We start from the raw sequence: 10,360 nt of genomic DNA, 5'->3' as shown, positions 1-10,360 counted from the left end.
TAAATCACCGGACTTTTAAATAATTCTGTTGGAACAATAAACCCGTTTATGGATACCAAATTGTTAAACGGATTGCTTTGCTGCGACCTCTGTGTGGCAAACTCATTATTGAAATAGTCCATTTTGAACATATCCCGTAACAGCTTGGATTTTTGCGAAGTGGTGCTTTGGGCTACACCGAAGTGCGCGCATATATCATGAACAGTTGCATAGGGCTGGAAGCTCTTATCAAACAGAAAGTTAACTGTTCCGATTGCATGAATAATCCCTGCCGCCCAAACCTCCAACTTGCCTGACATAAATGGAACCGTGCGCTTGCGTCCTAGCTTTTCCACCATTTTCATAGACAATTGTTCATATTCTTCGTCCAAATATTCTTGACAAAAACTTCTAACTAATTGGAGCAGCCGTTCTTTTTTCTCGAGCATTTTGGGATCTTTCATTTTTCCTCGACCCTCCTTTGCTATATCAAAGTTTACCATATTGTTTTCTCAGATGATATAATAAAGGCGAGGTGAAGCCGATGAAATGGGAAGAGATTGCCGAACAGCATCCGAGCCGTTTTGTGTTGGTGGAGGCGATTAAAGCCAACTCCGATAACCGCGTACGCCGTCTTGAAGACATGGCGGTTATTCAGGATTACGATAACCCGCAAGAAGCTTGGAGCGGATACAAACATTTTCATAAACTGTATCCGACACGCGAGCTTTACGTATTCCATACCAGCCGAACCGATGTTGAAGTTGTTGAAGAGTTCTTCTCAGGAATACGGCAGCGCATATGAAGATATGGCTCCAGCATGGCTTGCCTATCGTCTCATTGACCTTGACTTATAACGACCAATCTATTGTTTTACCGAACGTCCTGTTTGACACAGGCTGTGCGGCAACGGTATTTGATACCGATTTGCTTGCTCACATCGGCATTTACATTGATTTCATAAACGGCAGAGCCAAACGCATGTATGGAGTTGGCGGAACAAGCGAGATCTGCTATGAGCAGGTCATCCCTAAGCTTCAAATTGAACATATTCCTTTAAATGATTTTCCTGTCCAACTTGGAACTGTTCAAGAAAGTTATGGCTTTGACGGCATACTTGGCATTGATTTTATGATGAGGGCCAAATGCAAAGCCGATTTTGAAACGATGCAGTTTGATTTCTCCAATTAAAACAAGCGACGCCCTGTTATCGGACAATCGCTTGTTTTTTGCTATCTGTGTGACAACTCAGTCTCTTCTTCGCACGCCGGCTCTTGCAGCGGCAAACCGAAGGCCGTCACAACCTGAATATCGCCCGAACGGTCCACTGTAATTTGCGAAAGCAGTTTTTTTAGAACAAGCTGCATCTCGTCAAAATGGTCAAAATCAAGGTCCAACAGCTCATCCAGCATATCTGCAACATTTTCATAAAGCTCGGTTAAATCAGAATTTTTACGCAGCTCCTCGGCGGCTTCCGCCAATCTTCTCTCGAATTGAACAATTTCTTTTTCGTAAAAGCTTTTCTCCAGGCGATACTGCTCCTCGTCCAGAAGCTGCCCGGACATTTTCTCGCGGCGCAATTCGAACAGACACTGGCGGTTCTCGGCAATTCGCTTCTGCAGTGTTCGAATTTCGCTCTCCAGACCGGATTGATCGATTCGGATGAGTCCTTTATGTTTTTCCAGCAGCTGCTCGGCGGATGTAATGCTTCGGAGCGCGCTCGACAGAATGCCGATCAGTTCATCGCGAAACGGATAGTAGGGTAGCCAAAAATCGTTGATGCATCCGGCTTCCCCCTGCCTGCGTCTTCTGGAACAGACGAGATAGCGATATTCTCTGCCGTTTTCATCCGTTTTTTTACTTTTGGACTTCATACTGACCATGGATGAGCCGCAATGCGCGCATGTTATCATGCCGGCGAAAACGTTAATTTTTTGTCTGATGCCGCCACGCTCGCCGCCCCCTCGTTCCAATCGCAACATCTGGGCCAGCTGAAAGGTGTCCTCGTCGATAATCGCTTGATGCGTAATGATTTTATTGGCATAACGCCACTCGCTTTTCGGCTTTTGCACCAGCACCTTTTTGCGCTCGGATGTATCGTTTACGTTCGTATAGATCTTTTTCGTCTCGTATTTGGAGGAGCGGTTTTTTCCGATGTATGCTTCGTTTTGAAGGATGCGCTGAACTGTCGTAACTCCCCATACGCCGCCTTTGGGAGAGGGTATGCCTTTGTGATTCAAGTAGGTGACAATGGCTTTCTCGCCCATCTTATTGGCGGTATAAAGCCGAAAAATGGTGCGCACGACTTCCTTCTGCCGCTCATCGGGCACCAGAACTTTAAGCCCGTTTCTGATTTCCCTGACGTACCCGTAAGGCGGACGGCTTCCCGTAAAATTTCCTTTCAGCGCCGATTCGCGCTTGCCCCGGCGAGAGCTGCGGCTGATTTGTTCGCTTACGGACTGGTTGACGCTCGATATAATCGAAAACAGCATTTCGTCGTCTCTGTCCGAATCGTAATGATCGTCGATGGAGATCAGTCTGATGTTGAGCGCGTTGACCATTTTTCGCTTCAGATTGATGGAGTCTCCGATGTCGCGGGCAAAACGGGAGAGCGCCGCAAAAATAATGACTTGAAAAGCGCCTCGCCGGGCATCTCTGATGACTTGCTGAATCGCTTGCCTGTCCGTTATGTTCGTCCCCGATTCCCGGTCTTCATAAATAATATCCTCGTCCGTTTCCCATCCCATATCTTCGGCATAATGCTTGCAAGCAGCAATCTGATGTTCGGGGCTGTCTTTCTGGCTTTCTTTTGTCGTGCTGACACGGACGTAGATGGCCGCTTTTGTCATGCTCGATCTTCCCCTTATATAAAAAAGAAATCCTACCGGCCGAATCACGATGGTGCCGGAAGGATTGCGGAATGGTCTCCAGGTTTATATGAAACAGGCTCAAATAGACGGATCATTACAATGATAACACGGCACGTCCTCAAGCCGGGATTTTTTTTACACGATCATGGTTGATTTGAAACGCATCGGTATGTTTGCGAACTACCTGTCTGGCGAGTTCGTCGATCAGCTCGTTGAGATTGCCCTGTCCTGCTCGAATATGAATGCGGTAACGTTTTTTTACGAACACATGGCATTCTCCTCCCATCCGGTTTTACCATTCATTTTTATGTGGCACCGATCTTGTATCATAACCGAAACATTTTCCAGAATGGAAAAGCGCTTTGCAAGGAACAATTTCCTCATAAAATACTTTCCGCCATCTCAACAGATCTCAACTTAGGTGTGCATCAAACCCCGTCTCCTTGGAGATGTGGTTACGGACCGTCTTTTCGCTAATAAACAACTGCTGTGCGATATCACGGGTTGTTTTGTCCTGTACCAGCAACTCGAATACCTCGCGTTCGCGATGGGTCAACAGAAATTTGTTCTTGTGGTCGCTTCCCTTCAAAATGTCACCCCTCCTTGCCCGGGTTTTTATAGTTAAACAAGGCCAAGGGATACAGTCAAATTATTGTATGAAATGCGGGAAGCTATGGTGCGGTGCATAGAAAGAAATGGGCAAATGCCGCAACAAAACGGCATCGGCCTGTATAATCGGCCGATGCCGTCCTATTGCGTTATTGAAATACCGGCTTCGAACCGGCTTTCGGATTGACCGCAATGCCCGTATTGGCCGGAAACAGCCGTTCCACCATGGCATTGAACTGCGGTAAGCGACCCTGAATCGGACGCCCTGCGTTAATGTCCTCCATAAACTGTTTCATTCTGCGGACGAATTCAGGGTTGGAGGAGATATATGCCGTTTGGATATGAGGTGCCGTCCGCCTGATTTCCCTGGCGATTTTCCGCTTCAGCTCCGCCGTCAATCCGGCATCCTGCGCGGCTTCTTTCGTAGCGCTGCCCATATAGCCGGTCCGGTTATCGGCCCCGTATCCCGCTCCGAAGTTCAGTCTGTTGCCAATCCGCATGTCGAGACCGCTCTTTATTCGATTCCCGCTAGCTCCCTGATTTTGCGATTGCGCTGCAGCGCCGTTCTCCAGCGTTACCGCGACATAAGCGTTTCGGTCGGTAAGCATGACGTAAGAAGTATCGATGCCTTGTATTCGGTTAATGCGCTCGGCGAGTCCCCGGTCCATCTCGAGCCGGTAATTCCGATGCTGCCCGACGATGTTGTTGCTGTTCAGGCGGCGCCCGTATTGCCGGTTCATTTCGTTCAACTGGTCGTCCGCGAACCGCTTGTTCATGATCAGATTCCCGTTCGCATCGCGGCGGACAGCGTTAGGTCGGATATTGCGGTTGCCCAGATCCCCTTGCTTCTCCATGCAACCGGACAACATTGCGCTCAGAACGACGCCGGCTGCGAGTGCGACCCATCTGCGCTTCATGTGCCACCCTCCAATATCATCTTGTAATCAGGCCCTGGCCTTTTTTTATGGTTTGCAAAACGGTTTGGACCTATGCCGGCCAAAGGCTGGCATAAACGATGCGGGGAGGGGCGGATAATCTGCACTGGACAATCCGCATTATCGTCTGATCATGTCATTTTTCGTTTAGGGTGCCCGCTCCGCAATCGACTTATGCGCCTTTGCGAAAAACGTTGACACCTTTCACCCACGGTGGTAATATAAATGCCATAAATACTAGTTTGCTCATCGGATTAATGAAATATCGAATGGCTCGACCGGACAATCGGAGGCCTCTCTTGTTCGCTTCATGCGCGAATCGAGGGAGGTCTCTGTCTTTTTTCTGGAATGTCCGATGACAACACAGACTGGGAAGGAGAAAAAAATTATGAGCAAAGCCGTTATGATCTCCGGCAGTCCGAACCCGGGCTCCAGACTGACCGGACTGACCCGTTACGCGGAGCGACGCCTGCAATCCGCCGACGCATTCGGAGGCTATATCGACGTCTCCGCCTTGCCTGCGGAGGATCTCGTCCGCGCCGCCTTCGACAGCCCGGCGATCGCCGGTGCCCACGCTTTGGTCACGGAAGCCGATGCGATCGTGATCGCCAGCCCGGTTTATAAAGCGTCCTACACCGGCGTGCTGAAAACATACCTGGACCTGCTTCCGCAAAAAGCGCTTGCCGGCAAAACGGTCACGCCGCTCTTTATCGGCGGGACGATCGCCCATCTGCTCGCCATCGATTACGCCTTGAAGCCGGTGCTTGCCGCGCTCGGCGCCAATCGGTTCACCAGCGCGGTGTACGCCGTCGATTCCCAGATCGTCCGAAGCGATCGGCCGGACGGAGAACTCGAATTTACGCTGGATACCGAGCTGCAAACGCGGCTTGACGCCGTATTGGACGAACTTCTTCTTGAGCTGGGAGCGGGGACGCATGCTTAGACGAAAACGTTCCGGCAGACCGGGGTTTGCGATTATCGCTTTCCTGAGCTTGTCGCTCGCGCTGGCAGCCTGCGGCGCGGAAGCGGGCAAAGGCGGGGCCGAGACCGAATCGGCCTCCGGCGGCAAATCGTCCGGCGCAGATGTTACGGTCCGCATCGGTTACCAGAAGTACGGCACGATCAATATTTTGAAAGCGGACGGGGCTCTTGACCGAAAGCTGGAAGAATCGGGCGTCAAGGTCGAGTGGACCGAGTTCCCCGGCGGCCCCCAGCTCCTCGAAGCGCTCAATGTCGGCAGCATCGATATCGGCCATACCGGCGAAGCTCCTCCGATTTTCGCGCAGGCGGCAGGAGCGCCGCTCGTCTATCTCGCGCACGAGCCTGCCAGCCCGGCGAGCGAAGGCATTCTGGTGCCGAAGGACTCGGATATCCAGTCCGTCGCCGATTTGAAGGGGCGAACCGTTGTGCTGAACAAAGGCTCCAACGTCCATTATTTGCTCGTCAAGCTGCTGGAAAAGGCCGGCGTCGATTATCAAGATATCGATGTGAAATATCTCCCTCCGGCGGATGCGCGGGCCGCGTTCGAAAAAGGCAGCGTCGACGCCTGGGTCATCTGGGATCCGTTCCTCGCCGCGGCGCAGACGGCTACCGGCGCGAGACTGCTCGCCGACGGTACGGATGTCGTCTCGAACCATGAATTTTATTTGGCTTCCCGCCCATTCGCCGAGAAGCACCCCGATATTATCGAGACGCTGCTGGAGGAAGCGAACAACATCGATACCTGGGCCAAGGACAATCCGACGGAGCTCGCCGAAATGCTTTCTCCGCAGCTCGGCATCGACGTCGAGTCGCTGGAGCTTGCGGCAAAGCGCAGAACGTACGGCGTCCAGCAGATCGACGAGAAGCTGGTCGAAGCCCAGCAGCAAATCGCGGATACGTTCTTCGCACTCGGGCTCATTCCGAAGGAAATCGACATTCAAGACGCGATTCTGAATCAAGGGAGCGAATGACAATGAAGGCTTTCTGGTTTATTCCGACCCATGGCGACGGCCGTTATCTTGGCACAAGCTATGGCGCCCGCGCCGTCGACGCCGACTACATGCAGCAAATCGCCAAAGCCGCGGACAGGCTCGGCTACGAAGGCGTTCTGATCCCGACCGGCAGCTCCTGCGAAGATCCGTGGATTGCGGCCGCTACCCTCATTCCGGAAACGAAACGCCTCAAATTTCTCGTCGCCGTTCGTCCCGGACTTATGTCGCCGACGCTCGCCGCCCGCATGTCGGCGACATTCGACCGGCTGTCCGGAGGCCGCCTGCTCATCAACGTCGTGGCCGGCGGCGACCCCGTCGAGCTGGCCGGCGACGGGCTATTTCTGGAACATGACGACCGCTACGGCTTGACGGATGAATTTCTGGACATCTGGCGGCGTGAGCTGAGCGGTGAAACCGTTCATTTCAAAGGCGATCATCTGCGCATCGAAGGCGGCCGCATCCTTTATCCGGCGATTCAGCAGCCGTATCCGCCGCTATGGTTCGGCGGCTCTTCGTCCGCGGGGCAAGAAGTGGCCGCGAAGCATGCGGACGTATATTTGACCTGGGGAGAGCCGCCGCACGAGGTGGCCGAGAAGCTTGCCAGCGTGCGCAAGCGGGCGGAAGCGCATGGACGCGACGTTCGCTTCGGCATCCGTCTGCACGTCATCGTCCGGGAGACGGAAGAAGAAGCGTGGCAAGCAGCGGATGAGCTGATCAAGCATCTCGACGACCGGACGATCGCCGAAGCGCAGCGCATTTTTGCCCGCTTCGACTCCGTGGGGCAGAAGCGGATGTCGCGGCTTCATGGCGGCGGCCGCTCCGCGCTGGAGATCAGTCCGAACCTGTGGGCCGGCATCGGCCTCGTGCGCGGCGGCGCCGGCACGGCGCTGGTCGGAAGCCCGGAAATTGTCGCCGAACGGATGAAAGAATACGCCGCCCTCGGCATCGATACGTTCATCCTGTCCGGCTACCCGCATCTCGAGGAAGCTTACCGCACGGCCGATTTGCTGTTTCCGCATTTGCCGCTGGAACGTCCCGCAGAGCCGAACGGCCCGTCCTCGATCAGCCCGTTCGGCGAGCTGATCGCGAACGAAGTCCGACCGGCTCCCCGGGCATCCGCGCACTGAGAAAGGAGCGGTCCGCATGAATGGCAACAAGGTGCGGCGTCTGCTCCGCCGTCCGAACCGGTCGCTTCCCTGGTACATTCCGCTCGCTTTACTGGCGATCTGGCAGCTGTTCGGCAGCCTCGGATGGATTCCCGAGCGCACGCTGCCGGCGCCCGATCAAGTGCTGTCTGCCGGCTTCCGTCTGCTGCAAAGCGGCGAATTGGCGGAAGCTATCGGCATCAGCTCGCTGCGGGCGCTGATCGGCTTCGCGATCGGCGGGTCGATCGGCTTTGCCCTCGGACTGTTGAACGGAGTCATCCCGTTGTCGGAGAAGCTGACCGATTCGACGATCCAGATGATCCGGAACATCCCTCATCTGGCGATGATTCCGCTTGTAATCGGCTGGTTCGGCATCGAGGAAGAAGCGAAAATTTTTCTCGTCGCGCTCGGCGTATCGTTCCCGATCTACCTTAATACGCTTCACGGCATCCGGTCCGTCGATCCCGGCTTGATCGAGATGGGCAGAACCTACGGACTTCGGGGATGGCGGCTGTATCGCAATGTCATATTGCCCGGGGCGCTTTCCTCGATCCTGGTCGGCGTCCGGTTCTCGCTCGGCATTATGTGGCTCACGCTGATCGTCGCCGAAACGATTGCGGCAGATTCGGGAATCGGTTATATGGCGATGAATGCGCGCGAGTTTTTCCAATTGGACGTCGTCCTGCTCAGCATTCTGCTTTACGCGCTGCTCGGGAAGCTGTCCGACTTGATCGCAAAATATCTCGAAAGGAGATGGCTCAGATGGCATCCGCATTTCGGAACGGCAACATTGCAGTCGAAGACTTCTTGAACGAAACGTCTCACCGGGAAGAGAAGGAGGACAGAAAGAACAATACGAACAAGCGGCCCGCTGCCGCCGGCGAAAAACAAGGCCTGTCCCTCGAGCTGTGGGATGTGGCCAAAAGCTTCGGAGACAAATCGGTACTGCGCGACATCCGTTTGTCCGTTAAAGAGGGCGAATTCATCGCCATCGTCGGCCGAAGCGGTTGCGGCAAGAGCACGCTGCTCCGGCTGATCGCGGGTCTTGACGGCATCAGCGGCGGGACGCTGGTCAGAGGCGGTCAGCCGGTTGACGGCATTGGCCCGGACACCCGCTTCATGTTCCAGGACGCCCGCCTCCTTCCCTGGAAAACCGTGCTCGACAACGTGCGGCTCGGCATCAACGGGGAAAGCGCCCGAATCGCCGAATGGAAAGCGTATGAGGTGCTGAAGCAGGTCGGACTGGAGGATCGCGCCGGCGACTGGCCCTCGGTCTTGTCCGGCGGCCAACGGCAGCGCGTTGCGCTCGCCCGCGCGCTGGTCGGCAGCCCGCGCCTGCTGCTGTTCGATGAGCCGCTCGGCGCGCTGGATGCGTTGACCCGCATCGAGATGCAGCGGCTAATCGAGCGGCTCTGGGAACAGCGGGGCTTCACCGCCGTGCTCGTGACCCATGACATCAGCGAAGCGGTGGCGCTCGCGGATCGGGTCGTTCTGATCGAGAACAGCCAACTGGCCCTCGACGTACCGATCACGCTTGACCGGCCGCGCACGAGAGACAGCTCGTTTGCCCGGTATGAACAGCTCATTCTGGATCGGGTTATGGCAACCGGAAACGAGATTGCGCAGCCGACGCCGGAGACAGCGGCAGCTGCCAATGGATAAACAGGCATCGGTTAACCAGCGCAAAAAAAACCAAGGGAGCGCACCTTGGTTTTTTTTGCATGTCCAGCGTTCAAGCGCCGGACAGATTACTTCCGCTTCAACGCCTGCACCGGCATCAGCCGATCGAGGTAAAACATGTTGGCGAGCTTCGACGTGTTCTCGGCGGATACGGTCGAAGCGAATCCGAAATGCAATTCCGCTTTATGCGGATGCCGCATATCCGGAATGCGAACCGCCAATCCTTCGGGTTCCCGGAACAGCACGTCCTGGCCCGCCGTGATCAGCTGTCTGTCCACAAGATTGCCTGTATTTAAATCGACGGAAGTGATATACGTATTCCCTAGCGGCGCTTCGGAGCCGTTGTTTCCGTAGGCGTTGCCTTCCAGCAAGTACAGGTAGGCCCCGTAGGAGGCAAATCCCTGGAAGGTGCCGAGACTGGGCTGAGCGATGTCGGCAATCGGTTCGAAGCGGCGCTGCTTGACGTCCTCCAGCCGGTAAACGCCGAACCGGAACGATCCGTTTTCCCGATAGCGCATCGTCAGCAACCCATAGGCCGGATCGATGGCGACCGTCGTCCGGTCGACGTTTTCCTTGAGCCTGAATTTTTCCAATTCCAAAGATTCGTTCGTCAAGACGGCGCCGTTCTCGAAGGAGAACCGGGCAAGCTGCGTTCCCCACCCGTCTTTTCCTTCCGCCACGGAATCCGTTTCCGTCCACAAATAGGTTTTATCCCCTTCCGTCTCCACGCCAATTTGCACGCCATGACCGAAGCCTTTCAGAAACATATGGCCTAACAGATTGCCTTCAAGATCCAGCTTGCTCAGGGCCAGATCGCCGTTTCTCGCCCGATCCGCTCCGCTTACCGGGGCCGGCTCATCCGCCAGCTGCTGTCCGCCGGCCATGAGCTGCACGACGTATACGTGGCCGTTCACATTGTCGAAGGCGAACGACTGCATAACGGTATTGTTGCGCAGCTGCGCTTCCCGGAAGAGCGTCTTGGCGTCGCCCGACAAGACGAAATGCTTCGATTTCAGCGCCTCTCTGCCGCCTTTCGCCCAACCGGGCGACGGGACGGCCGAGCCGAAGACGGTCATGGTCAAGAGAACCGCAACGAACAGCCTTCCGCCCAAAAATTTGGTTTGCCGCACGTATCCGCTGTTACGGCTTTCCTTCATCTACATGCACCT

12 protein-coding genes and 1 pseudogene are annotated in these 10,360 nt (G+C 55.0%); 7 read left to right on the top strand and 6 right to left on the bottom strand.

Annotated features, from left to right (window positions below; all coding sequences use genetic code 11):
* Positions 1 to 443: DUF6398 domain-containing protein (locus tag ABEV74_RS16180; RefSeq protein ID WP_430147495.1), on the bottom strand; the 443-nt coding region annotated here is incomplete at its 3' end.
* Between the two features lie 80 nt (positions 444 to 523).
* Between ABEV74_RS16180 and ABEV74_RS16175 the strand changes: the two genes are divergently transcribed.
* Together ABEV74_RS16175 and ABEV74_RS16170 are read left to right on the top strand one after the other, a co-directional pair.
* The gene (locus ABEV74_RS16175) at positions 524 to 784 is read left to right on the top strand and encodes a hypothetical protein (protein WP_062494739.1); all 261 of its coding nucleotides are present in this window, start codon (positions 524 to 526) and stop codon (positions 782 to 784) included.
* Positions 781 to 1,170, top strand: a complete 390-nt coding sequence (locus ABEV74_RS16170) for an aspartyl protease family protein (protein ID WP_062494741.1) — start codon at positions 781 to 783, stop codon at positions 1,168 to 1,170. Before ABEV74_RS16175 ends, ABEV74_RS16170 begins: the two co-directional genes overlap by 4 nt.
* A gap of 41 nt (positions 1,171 to 1,211) precedes the next feature.
* On the opposite strand, the gene ABEV74_RS16165 is transcribed toward ABEV74_RS16170, so the two are convergent.
* From ABEV74_RS16165 to ABEV74_RS16150, 4 genes and pseudogenes are all read right to left on the bottom strand, one after another.
* Positions 1,212 to 2,828, bottom strand: coding sequence for a recombinase family protein (locus ABEV74_RS16165; protein WP_430147492.1), 1,617 nt, complete (start codon positions 2,826 to 2,828; stop codon positions 1,212 to 1,214).
* A gap of 139 nt (positions 2,829 to 2,967) precedes the next feature.
* On the bottom strand, positions 2,968 to 3,117 hold the full coding sequence (locus ABEV74_RS16160) for a hypothetical protein (RefSeq protein WP_430147489.1): 150 nt from the start codon (positions 3,115 to 3,117) through the stop codon (positions 2,968 to 2,970).
* Positions 3,118 to 3,294: 177 nt separating this feature from the next.
* Positions 3,295 to 3,438: pseudogene (locus tag ABEV74_RS16155) on the bottom strand (LuxR C-terminal-related transcriptional regulator); the annotation flags it as partial.
* A gap of 169 nt (positions 3,439 to 3,607) precedes the next feature.
* Positions 3,608 to 4,375, bottom strand: coding sequence for a YhcN/YlaJ family sporulation lipoprotein (locus tag ABEV74_RS16150; RefSeq protein ID WP_430147486.1), 768 nt, complete (start codon positions 4,373 to 4,375; stop codon positions 3,608 to 3,610).
* Positions 4,376 to 4,781: 406 nt separating this feature from the next.
* Between ABEV74_RS16150 and ssuE the strand changes: the two genes are divergently transcribed.
* Genes ssuE through ABEV74_RS16125 form a run of 5 tightly spaced genes read left to right on the top strand, consistent with a single transcriptional unit; the run spans position 4,782 to position 9,173 of the window.
* A complete protein-coding gene (ssuE, locus tag ABEV74_RS16145; RefSeq protein ID WP_430147484.1) occupies positions 4,782 to 5,336 on the top strand; it encodes an NADPH-dependent FMN reductase in 555 nt (184 codons plus the stop codon).
* Positions 5,329 to 6,345: a sulfonate ABC transporter substrate-binding protein gene (locus ABEV74_RS16140; protein ID WP_430147481.1), complete on the top strand. Its 1,017-nt coding sequence runs from the start codon at positions 5,329 to 5,331 to the stop codon at positions 6,343 to 6,345. Before ssuE ends, ABEV74_RS16140 begins: the two co-directional genes overlap by 8 nt.
* A 2-nt stretch (positions 6,346 to 6,347) precedes the next feature.
* A complete protein-coding gene (gene ssuD / locus ABEV74_RS16135; RefSeq protein ID WP_430147479.1) occupies positions 6,348 to 7,493 on the top strand; it encodes an FMNH2-dependent alkanesulfonate monooxygenase in 1,146 nt (381 codons plus the stop codon).
* A gap of 16 nt (positions 7,494 to 7,509) precedes the next feature.
* Positions 7,510 to 8,322, top strand: a complete 813-nt coding sequence (gene ssuC / locus ABEV74_RS16130; protein ID WP_430147476.1) for an aliphatic sulfonate ABC transporter permease SsuC — start codon at positions 7,510 to 7,512, stop codon at positions 8,320 to 8,322.
* Positions 8,274 to 9,173 (top strand): ATP-binding cassette domain-containing protein, encoded by a 900-nt coding sequence (locus ABEV74_RS16125; RefSeq protein ID WP_430147473.1) that lies wholly within the window; start codon positions 8,274 to 8,276, stop codon positions 9,171 to 9,173. Before ssuC ends, ABEV74_RS16125 begins: the two co-directional genes overlap by 49 nt.
* Positions 9,174 to 9,259: 86 nt before the next feature.
* Here the strand turns inward: ABEV74_RS16125 and ABEV74_RS16120 are convergent, their stop codons facing one another.
* On the bottom strand, positions 9,260 to 10,348 hold the full coding sequence (locus tag ABEV74_RS16120; RefSeq protein WP_430147470.1) for a phage baseplate protein: 1,089 nt from the start codon (positions 10,346 to 10,348) through the stop codon (positions 9,260 to 9,262).
* Positions 10,349 to 10,360: the final 12 nt, after the last annotated feature.

This window comes from Paenibacillus cisolokensis, assembly GCF_050481165.1.
GTDB classification, from domain to species: domain Bacteria; phylum Bacillota; class Bacilli; order Paenibacillales; family Paenibacillaceae; genus Paenibacillus_AH; species Paenibacillus_AH cisolokensis.
Note: the sequence above shows the minus strand (reverse complement) of the source record. Positions and strands in the feature narration are given on the sequence as shown.

Excerpts from the sequence above, each read along its gene's own strand:
- ABEV74_RS16175 (WP_062494739.1), top strand. The coding sequence starts at position 524 with ATGAAATGGGAAGAGATTGCCGAACAGCATCCGAGCCGTTTTGTGTTG.
- ABEV74_RS16170 (WP_062494741.1), top strand. The coding sequence starts at position 781 with ATGAAGATATGGCTCCAGCATGGCTTGCCTATCGTCTCATTGACCTTG.
- ABEV74_RS16165 (WP_430147492.1), bottom strand. The coding sequence starts at position 2,828 with ATGACAAAAGCGGCCATCTACGTCCGTGTCAGCACGACAAAAGAAAGC.
- ABEV74_RS16150 (WP_430147486.1), bottom strand. The coding sequence starts at position 4,375 with ATGAAGCGCAGATGGGTCGCACTCGCAGCCGGCGTCGTTCTGAGCGCA.
- ssuE (WP_430147484.1), top strand. The coding sequence starts at position 4,782 with ATGAGCAAAGCCGTTATGATCTCCGGCAGTCCGAACCCGGGCTCCAGA.
- ABEV74_RS16140 (WP_430147481.1), top strand. The coding sequence starts at position 5,329 with ATGCTTAGACGAAAACGTTCCGGCAGACCGGGGTTTGCGATTATCGCT.
- ssuD (WP_430147479.1), top strand. The coding sequence starts at position 6,348 with ATGAAGGCTTTCTGGTTTATTCCGACCCATGGCGACGGCCGTTATCTT.
- ssuC (WP_430147476.1), top strand. The coding sequence starts at position 7,510 with ATGAATGGCAACAAGGTGCGGCGTCTGCTCCGCCGTCCGAACCGGTCG.
- ABEV74_RS16125 (WP_430147473.1), top strand. The coding sequence starts at position 8,274 with ATGGCATCCGCATTTCGGAACGGCAACATTGCAGTCGAAGACTTCTTG.
- ABEV74_RS16120 (WP_430147470.1), bottom strand. The coding sequence starts at position 10,348 with ATGAAGGAAAGCCGTAACAGCGGATACGTGCGGCAAACCAAATTTTTG.